The organism is Streptomyces sp. NPDC041796 (assembly GCF_055590785.1).
In genome coordinates, this window is sequence record NZ_JBVJAH010000042.1 from 1 (window position 1) to 21295 (window position 21295).

General features: G+C 66.3%; 16 protein-coding genes and 2 pseudogenes. 11 read left to right on the top strand and 7 right to left on the bottom strand.

All coding sequences use genetic code 11. The features are described 5' to 3' along the window. Positions 1 to 191: 191 nt before the first annotated feature. Both ACZ6C1_RS37120 and ACZ6C1_RS37125 read right to left on the bottom strand, forming a co-directional pair. The gene (locus ACZ6C1_RS37120; RefSeq protein ID WP_469247476.1) at positions 192 to 1097 is read right to left on the bottom strand and encodes a calcium-binding protein; all 906 of its coding nucleotides are present in this window, start codon (positions 1095 to 1097) and stop codon (positions 192 to 194) included. 283 nt (positions 1098 to 1380) lie between these two features. Beyond that, positions 1381 to 1665, bottom strand: coding sequence for a hypothetical protein (locus ACZ6C1_RS37125; RefSeq protein ID WP_469247478.1), 285 nt, complete (start codon positions 1663 to 1665; stop codon positions 1381 to 1383). A gap of 1683 nt (positions 1666 to 3348) precedes the next feature. Between ACZ6C1_RS37125 and ACZ6C1_RS37130 the strand changes: the two genes are divergently transcribed. The 4 genes from ACZ6C1_RS37130 (at position 3349) to ACZ6C1_RS37145 (ending at position 7640) form a co-directional block, all read left to right on the top strand. Further along, positions 3349 to 4233 (top strand): DUF6895 family protein, encoded by an 885-nt coding sequence (locus ACZ6C1_RS37130; RefSeq protein ID WP_469247479.1) that lies wholly within the window; start codon positions 3349 to 3351, stop codon positions 4231 to 4233. Continuing rightward, on the top strand, positions 4230 to 5351 hold the full coding sequence (locus ACZ6C1_RS37135; protein WP_469247480.1) for a serine hydrolase domain-containing protein: 1122 nt from the start codon (positions 4230 to 4232) through the stop codon (positions 5349 to 5351). The genes ACZ6C1_RS37130 and ACZ6C1_RS37135 overlap by 4 nt, the downstream gene beginning before the upstream one ends. A 358-nt stretch (positions 5352 to 5709) precedes the next feature. Next, the gene (locus tag ACZ6C1_RS37140) at positions 5710 to 6192 is read left to right on the top strand and encodes a hypothetical protein (protein WP_469247481.1); all 483 of its coding nucleotides are present in this window, start codon (positions 5710 to 5712) and stop codon (positions 6190 to 6192) included. Positions 6193 to 6485: 293 nt separating this feature from the next. Next, a complete protein-coding gene (locus ACZ6C1_RS37145; protein WP_469247483.1) occupies positions 6486 to 7640 on the top strand; it encodes a hypothetical protein in 1155 nt (384 codons plus the stop codon). 825 nt (positions 7641 to 8465) lie between these two features. Here the strand turns inward: ACZ6C1_RS37145 and ACZ6C1_RS37150 are convergent. Continuing rightward, positions 8466 to 8855, bottom strand: coding sequence for an ATP-binding protein (locus ACZ6C1_RS37150; protein ID WP_469247485.1), 390 nt, complete (start codon positions 8853 to 8855; stop codon positions 8466 to 8468). A gap of 885 nt (positions 8856 to 9740) precedes the next feature. On the opposite strand from ACZ6C1_RS37150, the gene ACZ6C1_RS37155 reads away from it, so the two are divergent. The 4 genes from ACZ6C1_RS37155 to ACZ6C1_RS37170 all read left to right on the top strand — a co-directional run bounded on the left by ACZ6C1_RS37155 (position 9741) and on the right by ACZ6C1_RS37170 (position 11789). Continuing rightward, positions 9741 to 10079 carry a MerR family transcriptional regulator gene (locus ACZ6C1_RS37155; protein ID WP_469247486.1) on the top strand — a complete coding sequence of 113 codons (339 nt, stop codon included), beginning with the start codon at positions 9741 to 9743 and terminating at the stop codon, positions 10077 to 10079. A 245-nt stretch (positions 10080 to 10324) separates the two neighbouring features. After that, on the top strand, positions 10325 to 10528 hold the full coding sequence (locus ACZ6C1_RS37160) for a cold-shock protein (protein WP_388373277.1): 204 nt from the start codon (positions 10325 to 10327) through the stop codon (positions 10526 to 10528). A gap of 906 nt (positions 10529 to 11434) precedes the next feature. Further along, positions 11435 to 11635 (top strand): zinc finger domain-containing protein, encoded by a 201-nt coding sequence (locus tag ACZ6C1_RS37165; RefSeq protein ID WP_469247487.1) that lies wholly within the window; start codon positions 11435 to 11437, stop codon positions 11633 to 11635. Position 11636: 1 nt separating this feature from the next. Then, positions 11637 to 11789, top strand: a complete 153-nt coding sequence (locus ACZ6C1_RS37170) for a zinc finger domain-containing protein (protein ID WP_469247494.1) — start codon at positions 11637 to 11639, stop codon at positions 11787 to 11789. A gap of 74 nt (positions 11790 to 11863) precedes the next feature. On the opposite strand, the gene ACZ6C1_RS37175 is transcribed toward ACZ6C1_RS37170, so the two are convergent. Together ACZ6C1_RS37175 and ACZ6C1_RS37180 are read right to left on the bottom strand one after the other, a co-directional pair. After that, positions 11864 to 13123 carry a hypothetical protein gene (locus ACZ6C1_RS37175; RefSeq protein WP_469247489.1) on the bottom strand — a complete coding sequence of 420 codons (1260 nt, stop codon included), beginning with the start codon at positions 13121 to 13123 and terminating at the stop codon, positions 11864 to 11866. Further along, positions 13120 to 13488, bottom strand: a complete 369-nt coding sequence (locus ACZ6C1_RS37180) for a hypothetical protein (RefSeq protein WP_469247490.1) — start codon at positions 13486 to 13488, stop codon at positions 13120 to 13122. The genes ACZ6C1_RS37175 and ACZ6C1_RS37180 overlap by 4 nt, the downstream gene beginning before the upstream one ends. Before the next feature lie 167 nt (positions 13489 to 13655). Here ACZ6C1_RS37180 and ACZ6C1_RS37185 point away from each other — a divergent pair, with 167 nt between their 5' ends. Then, positions 13656 to 13901, top strand: coding sequence for a hypothetical protein (locus ACZ6C1_RS37185; RefSeq protein ID WP_469247495.1), 246 nt, complete (start codon positions 13656 to 13658; stop codon positions 13899 to 13901). 331 nt (positions 13902 to 14232) lie between these two features. Here the strand turns inward: ACZ6C1_RS37185 and ACZ6C1_RS37190 are convergent, their stop codons facing one another. Beyond that, positions 14233 to 16902, bottom strand: a complete 2670-nt coding sequence (locus tag ACZ6C1_RS37190) for a TniB family NTP-binding protein (RefSeq protein ID WP_469247491.1) — start codon at positions 16900 to 16902, stop codon at positions 14233 to 14235. A gap of 871 nt (positions 16903 to 17773) precedes the next feature. On the opposite strand from ACZ6C1_RS37190, the gene ACZ6C1_RS37195 reads away from it, so the two are divergent. After that, entirely contained in the window at positions 17774 to 19084 is a 1311-nt protein-coding gene (locus tag ACZ6C1_RS37195; RefSeq protein ID WP_469247493.1) for a calcium-binding protein, read from the top strand. An 18-nt stretch (positions 19085 to 19102) separates the two neighbouring features. Further along, positions 19103 to 20392 (top strand): annotated as a pseudogene (locus ACZ6C1_RS37200) (ISL3 family transposase); the annotation flags it as partial. A gap of 103 nt (positions 20393 to 20495) precedes the next feature. Here ACZ6C1_RS37200 and ACZ6C1_RS37205 read toward each other — a convergent pair. Beyond that, a pseudogene (locus ACZ6C1_RS37205) lies at positions 20496 to 20720 on the bottom strand (transposase); the annotation flags it as partial. Positions 20721 to 21295: the final 575 nt, after the last annotated feature.

The following is a 21295-nucleotide window of genomic DNA, read 5'->3' on the forward strand; positions in this document are numbered from 1 at the left end:
CGCGAACCGGGCATGCAACCCCGCCAGCACCCCGTCCCACCTCTCAACCAGCCCCACCCCAAGCTCAGCCATACTCCAACTCAACCACACACAAGTGTGATTGCAGTACTATGGGTCTGTCCTGCGGGTGGGGGTCGTGCACAGGGTGGCACCGGGCTGTGATCAGTTGGTCCGGTAGTGCCAGCGGGGCGTCAGAGTTCGCAGTTGGTGACGGTTTCGGTGCAGGTGCAGGTGCAGGTGCAGGTGTCGGTGCCGGGTCCGGCGTCACCGTTGTCGTTGCCGGCGCCGCCGTCGATGGTGTCGTCGTGGCCGCCGCCGACGGGGATGAGGTTGCCGCTCAGGTTTTTGGCATCCCCGTAGATGGTATCGGCGCCTTCCCCCGTTTTGATGGTGTCACGGCTGCCTGAACTCAACGTCGCCGCACCGAGGTTGAGGTTCTCGTGGTCGCCGAACACCAGGTCCGCGCCGTCGCCGGCGTTGATGTCGTCATTGCCGTTTTCTAGGCCAACGACAGCCGCGGTGTATGTGACAGTGCGGCTGCCTCCGTAGATTACGTCGTTTCCTGGTCCGCCCCGGATGGTGTTGTTGGCCGCCCCCACAGAACCGCCGCCGCCGCTGGTGATGGTCTCCGCGTTGCCGTAGATGGTGTCGCCGCCTTCGCCCCCGTCCAGGTAGTCGCTGGTACCCGGCACTCCTGCACCGGCGGGTGTGGTGAAGGCTCTGAAGTCCCCGAAGAGCTTGTCGGTGCCGCCCTCACCGAAAATCCGGTCGTTACCGGCCGTGAACAGCCCCGGAGCCGGGTTTTCCACGTCGCCGTAGACGGTGTCGTCGCCGCCGCCGGCGCAGATGCGGTCGTCGCCGCCTCCGCTGGAGATGGTGTCGTTGCCGCCCAGTCCGACGATCACGTCGTTCCCCGGCGTGCCGGTGATCGTGGCGGGCAGCCCGTCACAGGTGTACTCAGCCGCCGAGGCTGCGGCCTGCCCGGGGATAAGGCCGCCCAGCATCAGGACGAACGAGCCGGCTGCTACTGCCAGGCGGGGGTACAGGGGAGAGGATCGCTGCATCGCACACCTTCCGTTCTGGCCGGGCAGTGCCATGGGAGGTGCTGCATCAATCCGCCCAGATCGAGAATAGTGTTGTGCAGATCCGGCATACCGGGAAAGAGAGTGAACTGGCGCCAACTTGGGGCACTCGAAGCACTCGCGGGGCTCACGCAGCTGACGACGCGGCAGCGAGGAAGTCGCTCAGCGGTCAACCCCACGGAGCCCCGAGGGGGCGCCCCGTCAGTGGCTCGGAACGGCTTCTGCTCTCCCACACCGGCGGTGATCAGACCTCAAGGGCCCCATGCCATGCGGGCTGTGCTCCCGGGCGTGCCTCAGCCTACTCGGTGACCGTCACCGTGGTCATTGGGATGATGCGGACCTGTCGCCGCTCGAAGCCGATCGGCCAGGCCGACGACCTGATCGCCATGGCCCGCGCGGTCGATTGATGTAGGGCCCGGGGCATGCCCACCTTTGCCGTAGCGGGCTTCGCGGCCGGGATCCGGAGCCGGCCCAGCGGTGCCTGACCGTGCCCGCGGCGGTGTGTGAGACGACCAGGTGTGTTGTGGTAGCCGTCACCGGTGATCACCATGGCCATGCAGGTGGCGGACTTGGCGCCGGACATCTTTCCCACTTCCGGATTGCCCGGCATTGTCTGGCTAGCGGCTACGGTGAAGCGCGTGCCAGCGCCAGGGACAACACGGTCATGGCTCCAGTAACTCGGTAAAGATTCGACTTCTCGGCGTCGACGCGACCGCCCCCGCTCACCCCGAGGCCGGCTGGGAACGGCTGCGTGTGGTGGAGGAAGACCGGCAGATCATGGCCCGTTTGCGCGTGCTCCGGTGGGCCACAGCAGCCCAGGCGAAGTGGTGGTGGCCCCGCCTGTCACGTTGCCGTCCCTCCACCGTGAGCGCATGCTGTTGGTGCTGCCGTCTGCTTGCTTCCGCAGATGATTCGGTAGTGATAGGCGGCCGGGTATGCGGGCCCGGCCGCCGCTACCAGAGAGCTCAGGGCTGTGGGACTCCCGATAGGCGGCGCTGGATTGGGCGCAGTCGGCCTGTGATCAAGCATATGCGTTTTGAGCCGGGCGGCGGTGGGTGCAGCAGAGCAGCTCTCGACCATACGGGCCCCTGCGCGCCAGTGGTCGTCGACCGGAACCGCAGCACCCCGTCCTGCACTTCCAGCGTGGTGCGCCGTGGTATGTGAAAGCAGCAACAGCCAGTCTTGGCCAGTCATTGATGATGAAATCAATTTGTGGCACTTATTCCATCTTGTTAGGCTCAATAGTGAAGGTCAACTACGCAGAAGCAGGGAGGTGTTGACATGCGGGTCGCAGAGAAGCTCTCGCAGCCAACCGACTCGGAACTGGTGGCGGTCAGGTGCCTCATGGAGTCGCCAGTGACGCCAATCAGCGACGCCCCCGGTTACGTCCCGATGGGGAAGGGCCAAGGCCTCCTTCTTGGGGCGCTGCTGGAGTCGCCGAAGGCACCGAAGGACCCCAAGCCGAAGAAGACCTGACCGCAGCAATGAGCTGAACCGCATGATCAGAGGGTGGAGGATCGATGACTCCGCAAAGCAGTCGTGAAGCCTATGCGGAATCGACATCGGCTCTCTCTGCCCGGGTCCTTTGTGCTCTGCAGCCGCAGGGCACAAAGGACCCGCACCTGCTTGAGGACTTCGTCAATGAGACGACTGACGCAAAGGCCTCTCTGGCTGCCGTGCGCGCGCTAGGCCCAGACGCCCTTTGTGCCCACGCGGTCCATGCTATTCCGCTGGATGCTGGTGAAGTACAGGTACTCGAAGAGGCCTATCGTCTATTCCCCCTCGCAGCAGCATCACGTACAAGCGAAGCAGACTCGACCAGAGTCTGGTATGACTGGGCAACCGCTCAGCTACTCGGACGGCCTTCCGCTGCCTTCGAAGACCTATCCGATCCTCCACTTGTAGCTACGAGTCAAGCCGACTGGCTGACTTTGTGCACGGAGTTCGCGCGTCTGCCAGCTGTAGCTCTTCCAGGTTTGTCTTCAGAACTGCATGCAGCAGCGCAAAGAAACCTGCTCGGCCTTGCCCGTGGCATTGTCTGGTCGGTTCTTCGACGAGATTTCCCGACCACCGCTTCTCTGGCCAGGTGGCTGGCCTTGGAGCAGACCCGGTGCAGGTCTAGGGTATTGTCCGTTGCGCCGATTATCGATCACATTGAATTGGTTGGCGCGTATAACGCACGAAGCAGGATAAATCTAGAGGTAGCCCGACACTTCGGCGGGGGCGAAAGATGACGCAGCCAGTACCTGCAGGAGTTGCACATAGCATGCTGACAGCTGCCCTCGAATGGCTATCGGCCGGGCGCCACCATCTAAAGATACCGGGAGATGTGACCGCTACCTTCACAAATCCCGATGAAACATACATGCCCTTGGCAGAGAGCGCCCTGGCTGCCTCGCTTGTAATCCGGGACGGAATCGGGGGAAGGAGAGGTGATGCACATGCAAGAGATTTGCTCAATTACACCTGGGAGCAATTCCGCGAGGGCGACCTTCTGTACGAGCGTCAACTGAATCATCCGATGATGACGGATCCGCTGGAGACATACTCACCGTTCCGGCGCGCCGGCACCCACCGTCACGTTCAACTGGAAAGACTTTTTCGCCATTTGCATGCGAGGCGTTCGGTGCAAGTGAGCGAGCTGCTGCCGAATCGCCAGCTAGCTGTGGCGAATGCAGCGCATGTGGTTGGCATCGTAGATGATCGGAACTGGGAATTTCTTACCTCAGTGACGTGGCTGAACGCAACGCCAGAGCCCTGGTTGATCGATTGGATGACTGCCTATAACGTGACTCATACTGTGTTTCATCTGAGTGATTGGGGCAGCCAGCCCCGACGCTTGCCTCCGGAAGTGGCAGATTATCTCGCACAATGGTTGCCTGCCTGGGTAGAGGCTTGGGCAGAGGCTGGCGAGTGGGATCTAGTCGGCGAATTGCTGGCCGTTGACAGCTGCCTATCCGAGCCTGTATGCGGACTCGGTGCTTGGCGAATGCTGGCTGCTGCGCAAAATCCGGACGGACTCCTGCCACGCGATGCCCATGCCGTGTCGGAGGACCCGGCCGAAGCATATGTCACCCATCATCACTCCACCGTCGTGGCCGTAACGGCCGCTACCATAGCGTTGTCTCGCGCCCTCCAGGCTGGACCATGAGGGCTCACCTACTCGGGGAGCAGGGCGGGCTGACCAGCCAGTTGTCTCCCATCGCCAATAGTGCGCCTCGGGCTTCTTCTGTAGCGTGCGGAGTCACTGACGGTGCCGCGCATACCGTTTTTCACTCAGGGACCGGTACTCACATTGATGGCGCCACGGGCGGCCCGAGCATCCGGTACGAACTGGGTTCAATAAGTAAAACCTTTACGGCTCTACTTCTTGCCGACATGCATGTTCGCGGAGAGGTCAGCCTAGATGACTCGATAACCCGGTTCCTCCCCAGATGGGTGTCGGTGAGGAATCCCTATTTGCAACGTGTCACCTTGTGTCATCTGGCCACACACACGTCCGGCTTGCCACGGCTTCCCCGAAACATCTGGCCTGTCGCTGTCAAACGCTGGCGCACTGCTCCGTACTCCCAATACAGTTATCAGGATTGCCTGCAGGCTTTGGCAAACGTAAGACTTCGGCATCCCCCGGGCAGCCGTATTCATTATTCGAACTTTGGTGCAGGTGTTCTCGGTCATCTATTGGCGGAAGCTTCGGGGTCGCTCTACTCGCACCTACTTGCCAGGCGGATTTGTCGCCCGCTGGGCCTGACTTCTACTGATGCAGCTTCCGTGTTGCACAGCCCCGGCAAGCGGGGCCAGCCGCCTGCGAGGCAGCAGACATATGCGCTGAATGGAGGCCATCACCGACAGCAGCCGTTTCCCTGCTTGTGGACGCACGGACTACCTGGGGCTGGGGGTGTTCGAAGCTCGCTCGGTGACCTGCTGATTTATCTGGATGCCCACCTGGGTGTATCGGGATATTCCGCTATCAGGGAAGATGCCTTCCGGGAAGTCCTCACACCGCGAGTGCTGGACCGCCGAAGTGGCGAGGAGACTTCTCTGTTTTGGAATATTCGACGCTTCGGCAAGCATCGGATATATTACCACTCCGGCGCGAATTGCGGATTTACTTCTTTTATAGGTTTTTGTCCACAGTCCCGAACCGGACTGGCATCCGTATGTGGCAGCCGGCCTGATCTAAAAGGCAAGTTTGTTCAAACTTCTTATGAGGCGCTGGTGACTGTTGCTGCAAGTGGAGCCAACGGTGACTGGGCAGGTGTTTCTTAGCTTTGGGGCCGGGCGCTGTGCTCTTGGCCCCTGGTCTAGTAAGGCAGGAGCTAAATGATGGACGAAGAGAATCAATTCCCTCCATCTCTGGATCTGCATGACGCGGTTGATCGGATGATCTCCGATCCGGAGCCGGATGCGAAATTCCGAGAATCCCGAACGATGGCACAGGTCTTCTGTCCACCTACGCATGCCGAAGGGGACTTCCCTGACACGGGGAGGGGGGTTTGTTGGTGTACGCGGTGGTAGCTGGCCTGGGGTGTTGCTTCGCGGCCTTCGCCGCTGCCGCCTGCGCGAATCCTGGCTAATTCAAAGCTGATCGCCGAGGGCGTCGACATCCCCAGCGTCGACGCTGTTTGTGTTCGCCGACCCCACCCGCTGCGTCATCCGCTGCGTCCAGGCCCTCGGCCGCGCCCTGCGCCTCGACGTGAGCGGCAAGACCGCCTCGCTGATCGTCCCCGTCTACATCCCGCCCGGCACTGACGCCGAGAACATCATGGGCACTGCTTACGAGCCGGTGTGGGCGATCGCCTGCGCGCTGGCCAGCCACAACCACCGCATCCTCGAACGCATCCCCGACAAGGCCAACCGCCTCCCACGCGAGACCAGCGACCTCATCGAACGCTGCCGGCACTTCGGTTTCACTGAACTCTTCCTTGGTGAGGACCTGCCTGACGAAGGCGATGGCCGCGTGGGCGATCCTTCCACCGCGTCCGGCCCGGCCCGCCCCCAGCCGCGCAGGGTGGCCACCAGGACCCGGCCCGACGGCCTCCAGGGCGAAGGAGTCGTCGCAGGGGCCGGGCCGATGCCGCATCCGGGCTGGACGGACCGCCCGTACTGACGGCTCCGCCCGATGTCCCGCTTGATCGGTTTAACGGAGCCGGTGCTGCCGCAGGGATGGGGGGGACTTACCCCCGCGCTGTGCGGGGTTTCATGCCGCAAGGGAGAGACGATCTTGGGTGAGTTCCGTCCGGTGGCCAACGGACTTCGTACCGATCATCCCGTGCCGGGCCTGCCGTTCATCAACGACGAACGGCTGCCGCTCGACAATCCGGACGCGATCGAGCGCACCGGCCGGGACCAGGGCGAGGGCCTGTGGGGCCGCACCGACCCGTTACCGGGAGGTGCGGCTGGGTGGCGTTCACCACCGAGCCGAAGAACCGCGCGTACGCGTGGGCCGTCCACTACCACCCCGATCACGGCCGCACGGTCGTCCTGGTCACCGACGGCAGCTGGAGCGGGCTCCACCACGACTGGGTGTACGGGCACACCGGCTTCCTCTACCGGCACGGCGGCTACTGGTGGGACGGCACCGCCTGGCACCGGCCCGGCGTGGTCTTCGACGGCGCCTATGAACGCTACGACGCTCGCCCCGTCCAGGACGCGCTCACCGTCACGGCTGCGGACCTCCTAGTCCACCCTGCCGACCCGGGCAAGGCGACTGTCGCCACCATCGCCGGGTTCACCGCGCACAAGACGGCCCTGCCCAACTGGCGTGATCATCTGGCGCTGTGGGCGGAGCACCGCCGGCGCGTGCCGGACGCACGGCCGTTGGACGAGTGCGTCGTCGACCTGCAGGCCCCCGAGCTGGAGTCGGGCCTCCTGGTAGACCGCGCCGGGCTGGCGAAGATCGCGAACATCGCCGAGGACGACCTCCCGATGCCGGAGTACGAGGACCACAAGATGCCCGAACCACAGGCCCACGGCGCAGGCGGGCCTCTGTGGTCGCAGCCCGTGGCCCGGGACTGGGCTGAACAGCATCACCGCGCGCAGGGTCCCGGCGCACTCCTCTCCGCCACCACCTCTTTTGGCACCCCGCAGCCCCAGGGGCTCGTCGCCGACCACAACCGCCTCACCAAGGTCATCCACGTTGACGGGAAGCACACCGAGGAGGCAGCCAAGACCCTCGCCTGGTGGCCCGCGGTCTCCCTCACGGTGGGAACCGAAAGCCTCGTCCCCATGTCGGCGCTGCGCACGACCCTGATCGAGGCAGTGATCTCCCATCTGGCCACAGGCATGAAGAAGGGGAGGAGCGGAATCTGGCTCGGCACCCTCCGCCGCGACGTGGTCAAGGTCTTCGACTGGTACGTCCAGCGAAAGCCGGACCACACCGCAGGACTCCTGAGCGAGATCTGCCTGGACGCCCACACACAGCTGGACGTGGACCCGCAGACTGTGGGGCAACTCATCCGCCGGTCCCTCCACCACGACAGCACGCTCGGCGAGGAAACCATCGACGCACTCCTCGACATGGCCCTGCCGCCATCCGCGAAACCCTCCGAGAGCTAGCCAGGAGACTTCAGCCAGCTGCGCCCTGTGGCGGCGACCGGGCCCTGATCCCGACACCCGCCCGGCCACCGGGCAAGCCTCCCCGACAGCAGGCCGCGCCGCCCAGGAAAGGGTTGCACCGGAAGGGGGCTGGAGGGTTGCACGTAGAGGTGCACTAGGGGTCGCACCGGAGGTGCGACCGGGAGTGGGACCCTCCCTTTTTGCGATCTTGAACCTCGTGCCTGGTCAGGACCGGTGGGCAAGCCGGTCTGGGACGGCGACACCTCTTCCCCACGCGATAGCCGAGGGGAAGAGGTCTACGTGGCCGGCTGGCTGAGGTGCCGCGGTGTGGGTGAGCCTGGCGGGCGTGGGTAGTGCACCGGCCGTCGGAGTCCGGCGGGCGGCGAGTGACCATGCACCGTGGTGGCCAGGACGAGATCCGGGCCTGGCGCACTCCGACCACGACCTGGTCGTCTTCCTCGAAGCGGCTGGAGTGAGCGACCTGGAGCGGGTGCTGGATGATCCGCGCTGGGTGGAGTGGCGCGGGGGCCGGGCCCATCAGTGGAGCGCTGCTTAAGCGAAAGTCCACCCGCGGGAAGAGGAGTTGCTGTACGGCCGGGTTCCCGGAAAGTACGACTTCGGCCCGGCGGTCGTGCCAGCACCAGATCTGCTTCGGGGGGCTGCGAGGGTGGCGAGTGAGGACCGTGGTGGTCCTGGCCTTGGGGTAGGCCAGGACCACGGTGGCGGGACCGGCTCGGGAACGGCCTCGCGGGTGATACGCCCGCTTCAGCGATGCCGGCTCATCGCGGCAACGCCGCCGGGTGAGATACGTGCTGCGGCGGGGTTCTATCGGGGCAGGAAGGCACGTACGGTTTTGCCGCCGGACGGCCGGTGGGTGACCGACGTGGCGCGGGCGAGGCGGTTGACCATGGGCCAGCCGAAGCCTCCGGTGCCGCCGTTCAGGTCTGGGGTGCGCATGCGCGGCGCCCGCGGGCTGGAGTCGTGGACGGCGACCTGGAGGCTGTCCGGGTGTGCGGTCAGGTCCAGGGTGCAGGTGCCGCCTGTGTGGCGCAGGGCGTTGGTGACGAGTTCCGAGACGACCAGGACCGCCGTGTCGGCGGCCTCGGCTGCGATCAGGGGTACGAGGCGGTCGAGGAAGTCCCGGGTGCTCTCGCGGGCGCTGGCGACGGAGGCGGAGGAGCCGGTGGTTGCGACGTTGACACTCGTCCTGCCCATGAGGTCCACCCTGGTCTCTGGATCGTCGATGCCGGTCGCACCTGTGTGGTGCTTGTGCCCCCGGCTGTGGCGGGTAACCCGGGCGATGATCGCTTCCGTGTCGTTGTTCAGGTCCATTACCTGATCGCCGAACACCCGGAAATCTATGTCGGCCGGAGTAGACATTAGACATCGGCGTGGTTATGGTTTCTCCCGTAACCAAGAAGGACCGCAGGGCCCGGCAGAGACGAACTGCGGGTACCGCAGTACACGCAGTTGCAGTTCGCAGGACGGTGCGGTGACGGAGTTTCGAAGCCAGGGTTGTTGCAGGACGGCGACGGGACTGGTGACCGGACCGGGCGGCCCGCAGTGATCAGGGGCCGCCGTGAGCACTACCGCAGGTGCAGTACCCGTAGTAAGAGCAGTTGGCAGTGCCCAGCAGTGAAGTCTGGTGAGCAGTACCTCGGTGAAGGCGTCGGCTGCGGGCGCGCGCACCTGGAAGTTCGGCAGTGGGGTTCTAAGCCAGAGCAGACGCAGGACGGGCGACGGGGCTGGCTGCCGAAGTGGCGCTGTGAGAGGCCACCAGCAGGACAAGCAGTTCGCAGAACAGCAGTACGCAATTCCCGTTTGGTAAGTGATGGATCCAGAGGGAAGAACGGAGAAGCCGAGCACCATCAGGATCGCCCGGGCGAGCAGTACGGAGCCCGGGTACCGCAGGACATCGATAGTGAGGTGGTCTCCGGTCAAGCATCCGCGATCCCCGCACCCCCGACAGCATCCAGGTCGGGTCCGCGGAAACAGAAGGCCGGCGCAGCATCAGGGCCGGCAGATGGTGTAGCAGTTCCTTCGGGGCCCGAGTGCCAGTACGGCACCCGGGCCCCTCCACATGTTCCACAGAGAGGTGCGATGACCGCAGACGACACGTACGGCCGTCTCGACGACGACGAATACCCCGCCTACACGATGGGCCGGGCCGCCGAAATGCTCGGCACCACCCAGGGCTTCCTCCGCACCCTCGGTGAACACCGCCTGATCACCCCGCTGCGCTCCGCCGGCGGCCACCGCCGCTACTCCCGCTACCAGCTGCGCATCGCCGCACGAGCCCGGGAACTCGTCGACCAGGGCACCCCCATCGAGGCCGCCTGCCGCATCGTCATCCTCGAGAACCAGCTCGAGGAAGTCCAGCGCATCAACGCCGAATACCGCCGCGCCGCCGAATCAGCGAACCCACCGGCCGCGGCGTGAGCTGGGGCGCGCCCGCCGGCCTCGGCGGGCCTGCGCGGACCCGGTGCAAGCCATGACGTGTGCTCATTTCCTGTGGTGACAGCATGTGCGGACGTGTACCGTCTGCGTCAGCTGTCGTGGTCGGAAGTTCCCTTTGCCCACGCCTCCGGCGTGGGCGTCTTGCTGTGCTGTGCCGCAGGAACCAGGGCGATCACCTCCGCCTTCCACACGTCGTGGGAGGCGTTCATCGACTGGAAGGCATGGATATGGCTACGGGAACTGTGAAGTGGTTCAACGCGGAGAAGGGCTTCGGCTTCATCGCCCAGGACGGCGGCGGCCCGGACGTCTTCGCCCACTACTCCGCGATCAACTCCTCGGGCTTCCGCGAGCTCCAGGAGGGCCAGAGCGTGACGTTCGACATCACCCAGGGCCAGAAGGGCCCGCAGGCCGAGAACATCAACCTAGCCTGACCCCGTCCCATTGGCAGCTGAGCCTGCCCCGAGGCCCCTGCTCCTTCAGGTTCATTCCGAGTAGGAGCAGGGCCTTCGTGCTTCCCCGCCCTCGCTACGGGGCGATGTGCCGGGTGGGTGTCGGTGATGGTGTGTCAGGGTCAGGGTGTTTCTGCTGGCTGGGGGAGGGGAGTGGGCGGGCGTACTGTCGTGGAGCGGTTTCTGGAGGGGGTGTCACTGTTATGGGCTGGTACACCCCACTGCGCTCCACTGTCTTGAGAACGGCACTTCTGATCCTTCGGGGGCCGTGTGGCGGCACCGTGGTCGGTGACCGGTTTTTGGTGGGCGGCAGGGGCGTGGGGGCATGGAGGACCAGGGTGCTGTCCCTGCGGGTAGTGCGCTGCCTGCAGTGTCGAGAACGGCACTCCGCGGGCCTGCGGTGCGGCGGCTGCTCGCTCTGCGGGCCGGGGGGAACCTGACAACAGGTCATGTGCGTTTGGCTGCGGATGCGCTGGGGGTATCGGAGCGCACGGTGTGGCGCTGGCTGGCCACCGCTCAGAGCGATGAGACCGCGGCCGCCTACCCCGGCGCACGCTCCCGGGCCGATGCGAGGTTCACGATCACGCCCGAAGTCCGAGGGCTGCTCGCATTGTGGAAAGGGAACGTGCGGGCAGTTCATCGCGAACTGGTCCTGCGTGCTGCTCGGCAGTCCCCGGCTGCAGGCCCACCGTCGCTGACAACGCTGCATCGGGCGATCCGCCGTGATCTGTCGCCGGGGGAGCGGGCGGGGCTTGCGGGTGGGGAGGGGGCGGCGCGTAAGCATGATGTGTTTCTGGCCCGGCCGCGGGGCTGGCGCAACCAGGTGTGGGAGACCGATCACGTCCAGGCGCCGGTGCTGGTCGATGTTGAGGGCAGGGCTCGCATGCCGTGGATCACCTGGTTCATCGACTGTGCCACCAACGCGATCACTGGCGTCGCGGTGACACCGGTGCATGGTTCACGCATCCCTGTCCCCGGTGCGGCGCCAAGAAGGGCAAGGGCTGTCTCAACGACGACGGCATCGGGCCCCGCCGGCAGCTCCCCCACGACGAACGGCTACGCCTGATCATCAACGAACGAAAGCCCTAGGCTGAAGTCCCCACGCCCGCGGCTACGTTCCGTGTGGCGTGTCACCGACGTCGCCTGCCCTACCTGCAAGGCTGGCCCGGGAGTCCGCTGCAGCTCACCGGGCGGACACCCGCACCAGCCCCGTGTCGCGCAGCTGCGGCGACGGTCTCGGTAGTGAGCCGTTTCAATGGAAACGGCGGCCGCCACAGTCCGTCCCCCCAAGGTGAGGATGCGGTCCTCCGGCTGTGCTCAGTGAGGCGGTTCGAGCAGGTCCACGGTAGACAGGCCGGTTTCACCGTCGACGAGTTGGAGAGCGACTTCGGCGCGGGCGGCGAGGTCGAGCGGGTCGAGTCCTTCGGTGTACGAGGCGTGGACAATGCGGTCGAGGCCGGCGCCCAGGAGGGGTGCGGCTGTTCGCAGGGATGCGTCCAGGGCTACGCCCTGGGTGGCACCGCCGTGGAGAATGATGTTGCGGGTGCGGTAGAGGCGGCGCATGGCGATGCGGAACGCGTGATTGACCTCAGCGAGCTGCTTGCCTGGGTTCTGCACGAGTGCGGCCATGCGCTGGGCAGCCGCGGTGTCGGTGTACTTCAGGGCGAGGGCTTCGGGCCCTCCGGCCCGCAGGGCGTCGGCAACGAGCCGGGCACGTTCGCGGTTGGCGGTGCAGGCCGCGACCGCCGCGGAGAGGGCGTCGGGCTGTGCGGGCTGATGGCGGTGGGCCAGCGTGGTCAGCTCGGCGCGGGGCCAGGAGCAGGCGATGATCGCGGCCATACGGTCGGCGGCGACGGCTTTTCCGGACCGTTCTCCGTCGCCCCGGGGGTCATCGGGATGGACGAGGAGAGACTCGACAGCTGCCCAGCCGCCGGCGACGGCGGGCGCGAGGGGGCCGCGGTTGCTGACGGCGGCGAGCTCAAGGGCGTCGTCGATGCGCTCTCGGCTGTCGACCTTGTAGAGGTGGCCCTCGTAGACGAGGGAGAGGACGTCGACGCCGCGGGCTGGCGGTTCGAGCGGTACCGGGGTGTCGTACCCGGCGACCCAGATGAACGGCAGGGGCAGTACGCCTCCGCGGCGGCCGCGCAGGAACTCCGAGCGGGCGGTCATGCGGTCCAGGAGCTGGCGGGCCTGGTCGGCCGCGCTGAGGGGGTCGAGTGCCTGGAGCTGGTAGACGAAGCCGCCTCCGGTGCGGAAGCCGGCGGTGCTGTGGCCTTGTTCGCGGAGCCAGGCGCCGACCTTGCCCTTGTCGAGCCAGTTCGGCAGCGCTTCGGCGAGTTCGCGGTGAGGGACCTTGTCGAGGGCGACCAGGACGTCGAAGGTCTGCGTGCGGGCGCGCGCGAGTTCTGCTGCGCTCTCGGCGATGTCGGTGGCCGTCACGCGGGCGGTCTTGAGGCCGCGTGCCCATTCGCGCAGGTGGAGGCCGCTGTAGCCGAGGTCCAGGAGGTGGGCGGCTACGGTCCGGGAGAACCGCTCGGGCTTGATCCGCTTGTCTTCCTCGACGGCGATCGCCGTCACCCACCGGTCCAGGTAGCCGGGGCGCAGGTGCCCGATGACCTCCTTGAGCCGGCGCCGTTCCGGGCTGGGGTCGGGGAGGGGCTTGCTGAGGAGGTTCGTGATCTCCTTGCGGAGGTCCTTGTCGCGCCGAGCCCGGCGTCACGGCCGAGGATGGCCTTGAGCTCGTGGCGCTGCCAGTCGCAGGCGGAGGAGGAGAGCACGTTGTGGGCCTGCCAGTGGCCGGCCTCCCACAGTTCCTCCAGCGCGAGGACGGAGCCTATGTCCCACAGGCGGCGGGGCCAGGGCGTACGCTCATCAGCGAAGAAGTCGGACATACGCGCGAGGACGTGGCGTGCGTAGGGGTCCTGGACTGCGGTGGAGACCATTTGGGCACCCTATCGGAGCCTGACCAGCAGAAACTGGCGAACGTGTCTCCCGTGCTACAATCGGTGCAGACTTGAAGGGGCACTCGCCATTTATGGCCACTGCCCCTCTTTTCTTTTGGGTCCGCACGCCAGTCGGCGTGCGGACCATTTGTTTTGCCGGGGACCTGGTGCCGACGGACCGCACGATGGTCCCGCACCAGCTCCTGGTCCGGGGCCTCGTGTTTGCCCGGGCGGTCAGTTTCCGGGGCGCAGGTGTTCCTGCCGGGCCTCCACCAGGCGGCGCCACGAGGAACGGACGGGACGCCTACCTGGCGACGATGGCCGACCTGGGCGTCGCCGCCGACCTGTCCCCGCAGGGGTTCCTCGCGGCGATGGACGGCTACCGCCAGCGCGACCCAAGGCGGAAGAGATGAGACTAGCCATCTCACCGATTTGATCACTTCAAGACGCAGGTCTAGACCAAATACCGGTGACTTTGCGGGTAGTCGGTTATCGGTCTCGGGTGCCCTGGCCTGATCAGGTCGGGTAACGCTCGGAGGGGGGTGGGTGTTTGTTGGCCTGGTGTGTTGTGGGTTTTGTTGAGAGGCGGGGTGAGTGGTTCCGGTGGGGTGGACCGGGTGTGTGAGCTGGGGCTGCGTGTTGTGTGTGGAGTGTGGCCCGGGTGGGTTGTAGGTAGTCCTAGCGCGTAAAGGTTCGGTTGGTGTTTTCGCTGGCCAGCGCTGTTTTGCCTGTTCGGCGGGTGGGTTAGCGGCTTCGAGTGCGGGGGCGGTGGTGGGTTTCGGCGAGGTGGTCGAGTCGTACCGCGTCGAGGGTTGTTTTGGTGATGCGTTCGGTGCCGTCGTGGATGGCGGTGATGGCGGTGATGGCTGTTTGGCGGATGAGGCGGGTGAGGGATCCGATGCGGCCTGCGGTGCGCTGGTGGAGGTAGGGGGCGTGCCGGGGGAGGGTGCCGGGTTGGTGCTGGTGGAGGTCGAGGGCGTTCTCGATGTCGGTGATGACCTCGCGGAAGGGTTGGCGGGTGCCGTGTCGGGCGGGGAGGGGCCCGCAGGTGATGAGGGTGGCGCGGCCGGCGAGTTGCGCGCCCCGTGTCCCGGTGAAGAGGGGTGTGTCGGTGACGTTGATGCCGGCGTAGACGAACGTGGCGGGCAGGCGTTCGGTGAGGTCTTTGAGGAGGTCGGCGGTTTGGGCGCCGGTGGTGGTGCGGGGGTTGAGGCGGTGGATTTCGTCGATGAGGACGAGTTGGACGCTCGCTTGGGTGTAGGTGTGGCAGACGGCGTCGGTGATTTGGGTCTGGGTCATGCGGGTGGTGGTGGGGATGCCGAGGTAGCTGGCGAATTCGGTGATGAGGGTTTTCGCGGTGGCGCCGGGCGGGACGAGGACGTACGCCACGGGTACCGGAGTGTGGGCTGATCCGGGCGGGGGCGGGTTTTTGCGGGTGTGGGCGAGGTGGCAGGCGCGCACGACGTTGAGCAGGGCGGTGGTTTTCCCGGCGGCGGGTCCGGTAACGATGAGGGAGGGCCGTGCGGTGGTCTGCTGGTGGCGGCCGAGGATCATCAGGGTGCGGACCTGGGTGACGAGGGTGCTGATGGCGGGGGTGCGGATGGTGACGAACGCGGAGTGGTAGGCCAGGCGTTCGTCGGTGCTGCGGGGTGGGTCGCCGGGCGGCTCAGTGGTGGCGAAGCGGTGCCAGCCCTGCCAGGTGGTCAGGGGCCAGGACAGCTCGGCCGCATCGCTGTCGCTGCCGCCGACGGGTGTGCTGCCCGCACTCTGCGGGTTCAAGTTCACCACTTGTCGGCTTCCTCGTGTGCGTCGTAGAGGCCGAATCCGGCGGCCGCGGCGGGGTGGGTGTCGTCCTCGGGGAGGTCGTCGAGCTCGTCGATGCTGTCGTCCTCGTCTTGCTGCGCCGGCTCGCCGGTTATGGGGCCCGGTGCCGTGGCGAGGGTGCCGTGCGGCGGGAACCGGCAGCGTGGTGGCGCGGGCGAGGAGAGCTTGTTCGGTGGTGGTGGCGTGGCCGGTGTGGACGCGGCGCATGAGCTGGTCGAGGGCGTCGGCGAGGTCAGCTTCATGCTGTTGGCTGTCGTCGTGGTTGTTGCGGTGGGCGTGAGTGCGGATGTGCTGCCAGGTGTGGTCGTTGAACGGCTGGTGGACGTGGTCGCGGTGGACCACGGGATTTCGGTGAGGTGGCCGTCGGTGAGGCGGATCCAGATCTGGCGGACGTCGTGGGGGTTGTAGTGGATTTCCCCCGCCCCGGCCGGCGACGGGGGAGGCCTGGCCGCGGTACGGGGCGAGGAGATCGTGGTCGTAGGTGCGTTGGTGGATGCGGATGCCGGCGGGAGTGATGGCCTGCCAGCGCACGGGCAGCAGCTCGAGGTAGTCGCGGCCGGTCAGCGGGACGGGGACATGTCCGGCGACGGCGACGAGCACGGCCCACATCTGGTTCGGTGTGAGGGCCTTCTTCGGCATCATCGGGTGGCGCAGGCCTTCGTGGGGCCGGTGGTGGTAGTGCACCAGCCACTCATCGAGCAGGTCCTGCAGCTGGGCGACGCTGTAGCAGGCGCCTTTCTCGGTGTCGGGGCCGCGGCGGGTGACGTCGGAGCCGGTGTAGCCGGGCAGGCGCTGGCAGAACAGGTGGTTGATGGTGCCGAAGGTCCGCTCGACGATGCCTTTGGCGGTGGGGGCGTGGGGCGGGGCGGGCTGGACGCTGACGCCGAGGTGTTCGCAGGCGGCGGTGAACGCGGCGGAGACGAAGACTTTGCCGCGGTCGACGACGATCGTCTCGGGCAGGGCGACGGGCCGGGCCGCCGCGCCGGCCAGGCGCGCATCCAGCGTGGCCAGCCGCTGGTGGGGGAGTGCGGGGGCGTGGTCCATGCGAAGGATGTCCGGCCAAGTGGGGCGGGCGGGGTACGGGACCGCCATCGCCGCCAGCAGCAGGGCCGCGTCGACGGCCTTGGTAGCACACGGGCACAGCACGGCGGCAAGGATGGCGCGGGTGGCGACGTCGACGGCGATGGTCAGCTCAGGCCGGGCCAGACGCCCGTCGTCGAAGAGAGCGAGGACGTCCAGGCGGGTGGTGTCGACCTGCACCTGCTCGCCGGGCCGCAGCGCCGTAGCTGGAGTGAACGCCCACCCGTCGACGCTCGCCGGTACTTGCCGGACGGGCCCGGAGGGCAGTTCGCCGGGCCGGGCGAGATTGGTGGCGAGCCGGTATAGCGTGGCCTGGGACGGCGCGGGCACCGTGCCGGGACCGTGCCGGTCCTCCAGAATCTGGTTGATCAGCGGGAACAGGCCGTTGATGGTGCCCTTGGAACGCCCGCGGCGGCGGCGCAGCGCCTCGCGGACGGCGGCGACGACCCGTTCGTCGGCCCGCCCGGTAGGGCTGGAGGCCCGGTGGTGCGGTGGTCGAGCAACCCCCACAAACCCTGTTTGCGGTAGGCCAAGCGCATGCGCTGCACCCCCGGCAACATGGGGAAGGGCGGCCGCGGTATCGAGAAGGGAAGGCCACTGCAATGCCGGAAGACGCCCTGCCGAATGGCGGAGCTCCGGACCCTCGGGCCCGGTTACTGGAGATGCAGAACAAGCTTCACCCTTGAGCGGTGGCCGATCCCGGCCGCCGGTTCGATGACCTGTTCAACTTACGTGCACGACCCGGCAACGCTGCTTGTGGGCGTTCGAGTCGCGGGCAACCAGGGAGCCCGGACGCCCGGCGTCGACGGCCTGACCGCTATGGATGTCGAGGAGTCGATCGGTGTTTCCGCGATCCTGCACGACCTGCGGGCCCCCCGCAGAGACGGCTCGTTCCGTCCTCCTCCCGCTGCTCAGTGGATCGGCATGTGGGCTGGTCTCGTTCATCAAGTCACCCACTGTGCGTCATTCCCGGTGTCAGCAGGGCCCGACCAGCATCAACGAGATCACTTCTGACGCAGAGGAGTAAACAGCCTCCTCCACAAGCTCATGAGGAGGGCCCGGTACGGCAGGACAGGTAATCAACAAGGCTCCCTGGCGGACGCGTTGTGACGTGTGATCTCTCGCTCAACCGTCCCGGAGCCTTGCCCGGTTACGAGCCCTTGCCTGTCACCCGGTCGGTGGCCAACTCGAAAAAGCTCAATAGAACCGCCACTCGGCGATCCGCGTGCCGAGTCCGGCTGGGGGATGGCTGGTCGGATCTATTGGGTCTTGGGTAGGTATCCCTTTGAGGGCTGAGCAGTTCGGCTCCCAGCAATCGGCGAACGGAGCAGTCATGATTATCTTGCCGCATCGGCCCTGGCTGAGAATTCCGAGTGGAGCCGTGTACGTATTCATGAGCATGCTTGTGGCAGTGAGCAGCGTGCTCTTTGCCCCGTCGGCTCACGCTGCCCCGGGCGATTTTGCCGTGTGCTCGGGCACCCAGACCGTCACATATACGCCGGGGATGACCTTCACGCCTCGGACAATCGCTACCTCCGGCGCAACCGTATACGGTCCCTGCGCTTCCAGTGATCCGAACATCACATCCGGCACAAGCACCGCGACGGGCACGGGGCTTCGCAGTTGTACCAGCGGCAGCGTTCGCGGTACTCAGATCATCACCTGGAACACGGGTGAAACGAGCACCGAAGTCTACGACCAGGTCATCGCTGTACGGCCCGGAGGCATGGTCGTCGCTGTCTCTACCGGTACTGTAACCGCAGGCAAGTTTGTCGGCGCTCACGTCACCCGCACCTCCACCCTGGGCCACCTTGACCCACTGGCGTGTGACAGCGAGCAAGGCGTAACACGAACCGACGGCGTGGTCACCAACGAAATTGTTGACGTGACAGGCCTGGGAACGTCCTGTGACGCCAGGCCGGCCACCATCGTCGGCACAGAGGGATCTGACACACTGACGGGAACTGCGGGTGCCGACGTGATCGTCGGCCTGGGTGGCGATGACACGATCAGCGGTCTCGGAGGCGACGACATCATCTGCGCCGGTGACGGCAACGACACCGTCTACGGCGACAGGCAAACACCCACAGCAGCCGGAACCATCGGTGACAACGACCGGATCTTCGGAGAGGGCGGCACCGACCTCCTCCTGGGCGAGTGGGAGACTGCTGTCACCCCGGTCAGTGCGAACACTGGCGGGGCCGACTACATCGACGGCGGATTGGGAACCGACACCATGGCTGGCGTCGCCTTGACCGTTAAGGTAACCAGCGCCAGCGCGGGACTCGCATTCACCGGTGACACGCTCCTCGGCGGGGATGGCACAGATACGATCTACGGCCAGACCAAAGAGATGACGTTTACTGGCGTTGGAGCCGTGGACATCTCGGGCGGCGACAACAATATTTCTGGCGGCGAAGGCACTGACATCCTTTACGGGGACACTGAAACCCTCACCGTCACCGGACCAGGAACCGGGGTATCGACCTCTGGTAACCGCGACATTATCGACGCCGGCAGCGGCAGCGACACCATTTACGGTGACGCCAAGAACGGCAACCAGTACTACAGCCCCCTCGGAACCGGCCTGAGCGACGCCATCGACGGCGGAGACGACGCTGACACCGCCGACGCGGGACCCGGCGCCGACACATGCACCAACGTCGAGAGCGCCACCAACTGCAACCCCTGAAAGTTGCGCGGGGTCTGGGTGTGTCCGCCGCGAGGCTGCCGCCACACCTTCCGCGAACAGGTGCCCGGGGTGCTGGAGCGATACCAGCGACGCACCGCTCGTCTGACCAGGCAGGTCAAGGCCGTGGTCAAGGAGTTAGCGGGCCGGGCGGGATCACGTTTGCTGGCGATACTCGCGGTGGGCCTGTCCCGTCACACGGCCCTGCGCACCCTGCTGCGCATCCCGTTGCCCACCGGGCGGGTGCCCCGCGTGATCGGCGTCGACGATTTCGCCCTGCGCCGACGGCACCGCTATGCCACCGTGGTGATCGACGCCGAGACCCATGAGCGGATCGACGTGCTGCCCGACCGCACGGCCGACACGCTGGAAGCGTGGCTTCGCGGGCATCCGGGCATCGAGGTCGTGTGCCGCGACGGCTCAGCCACCTACGCCGAGGCCATCCGCCGTGCTCTGCCTGACGCGGTGCAAGTCGGTGATCGCTGGCATTTATGGAAGAACCTGTGCGATGCCGCCCTGAGCGAGGTGAAGGCACACAGTGCCTGCTGGGCCACCGTACTGGACGCGCCGATCTACCACGGGCCCCGCGCTCAGACCACCCTCGAACGCTGGCATCAGGTTCATGGCCTGCTCGAGAAGGGCGTGGGCTTGCTCGAATGCGCCCGCCGCCTGCAACTGGCCCTGAACACCGTCAAACGCTACGCCCGAGCCGACCGGCCCGAGCGCATGCTCCGCGTCCCCAAGTACCGTGCCAGCCTGGTCGATCCCTACCGCGAGCACCTGCGCAAACGCCGAAGTGAAGATCCCAGCGTCCCCGTCCAGCACCTCTTCGAAGAGATCAAGGCCCTCGGCTTCATGGGCTGCCTGAACCTTCTGCACAAGTACATCAACCAAGGCCGCGCGGACGCCGACCGCAGCCACATCTCGCCACGCCGGCTCGCCCGGATGCTGCTGACCAGACCCGACAACCTCAAGCCCGAGCAGCACGAGCTCCTGGACAAGCTCACCACCGCCTGCCCCGAGATAACCCAACTGGCCGCAGGTATCAGAGACTTCGCACCGCTCCTTACGCCACACGCCGACAACGCCGATGCGCTCACGCACTGGATCGCCCAAGTCCGAACAGCCGACCTGCCCCACCTACACGCCTTCACCCGGGGCCTGGACCGGGACATCGACGCCGTGATCGCCGGGCTCACGCTTCCGCACAGCAACGGCCCCACTGAGGGCGTCAACACCAAGACCAAACGGATCGCGCGCCAGATGCACGGACGAGCAGGCTTCACCCTGCTCCGGCACCGCATCCTCCTCGAAAAACAGCACACTCCGTCACCACCGAATGTGAGACAGAGCCAATCGAACGGTGTAACGAGGGAGTTTTGTCAAACGAGTGGTGTATCCAGGGTGGATGGGGCTACTGGCGGGCTGCTGAGAGTCGGCCGTCGGGGGTGATGTCGAAGGCGTTCAGGGCGGTCTTCCAGCGCATGGTGTCCAGCGGGCCTGGCCCTTGCCGGTGGGGTCCAGCGGCATGATGGCCATGTAGACGCACTTAGCGGTCTCGTTCGGGAAGTGGCCGGGGGCCTTGACCCGCCCGCCCGATCCTGGCGTTCACCGATTCGGTCACGTTCGTGGTGTAGACCTCGGCCAGATAGGCCTGGACCTCACCGGTCGGCAGACCCTTTACGGACAGCGAGATCACCATCTCGTCCACGCCGGACAGACGCTTCTGCCGCTTCCCTTGGTGTTACGCGTACATTTGGCGTACGAACAGCGTACGCAACGTACATTTCGGGCCCATTCGGCTTCTGTGTGGGCAGGCGCTCGTCCAACGAGGGACGAGCACCAGCCATGGCCCGCACGGAACTCCTCAGTACTCCGGGGTGGCCACGAGGTTCTTGCCTGACCCGGTCGCCATGATCGCCTGAGTCCGAGCCCCCCCTGCGTGAGCGCAACGAGCGCCGTGTGGCCCGGATGATCCTGAAGGACATCATGGACCACCCTGTCGGTCAAGCGGACGGCGGCGGGAGACATCTGGGCCGCTGCGGTCGAACTCCGCGCTCCGGCTACGAGCCGGACGGCATCCTGGACGCCGACCCCCGGCACTGACCCCTGCTACCTCGTACGGGGGGGGGGGGGGGGGGGGGGGGGGGGGGGGGGGGGGGGGGGGGGGGGGGGGGGGGGGGGGGGGGGGGGGGGGGGGGGGGGGGGGGGGGG

What these genes read in the sequence shown, in the direction of transcription:
- ACZ6C1_RS37130 (WP_469247479.1), top strand. Translation starts at nt 3,349, where the DNA reads ATGCTGACAGCTGCCCTCGAATGGCTATCGGCCGGGCGCCACCATCTA.
- ACZ6C1_RS37120 (WP_469247476.1), bottom strand. Translation starts at nt 1,097, where the DNA reads ATGGCACTGCCCGGCCAGAACGGAAGGTGTGCGATGCAGCGATCCTCT.
- ACZ6C1_RS37160 (WP_388373277.1), top strand. Translation starts at nt 10,325, where the DNA reads ATGGCTACGGGAACTGTGAAGTGGTTCAACGCGGAGAAGGGCTTCGGC.
- ACZ6C1_RS37135 (WP_469247480.1), top strand. Translation starts at nt 4,230, where the DNA reads ATGAGGGCTCACCTACTCGGGGAGCAGGGCGGGCTGACCAGCCAGTTG.
- ACZ6C1_RS37125 (WP_469247478.1), bottom strand. Translation starts at nt 1,665, where the DNA reads ATGTCCGGCGCCAAGTCCGCCACCTGCATGGCCATGGTGATCACCGGT.
- ACZ6C1_RS37180 (WP_469247490.1), bottom strand. Translation starts at nt 13,488, where the DNA reads ATGGTCTCCACCGCAGTCCAGGACCCCTACGCACGCCACGTCCTCGCG.
- ACZ6C1_RS37155 (WP_469247486.1), top strand. Translation starts at nt 9,741, where the DNA reads ATGACCGCAGACGACACGTACGGCCGTCTCGACGACGACGAATACCCC.
- ACZ6C1_RS37150 (WP_469247485.1), bottom strand. Translation starts at nt 8,855, where the DNA reads ATGGGCAGGACGAGTGTCAACGTCGCAACCACCGGCTCCTCCGCCTCC.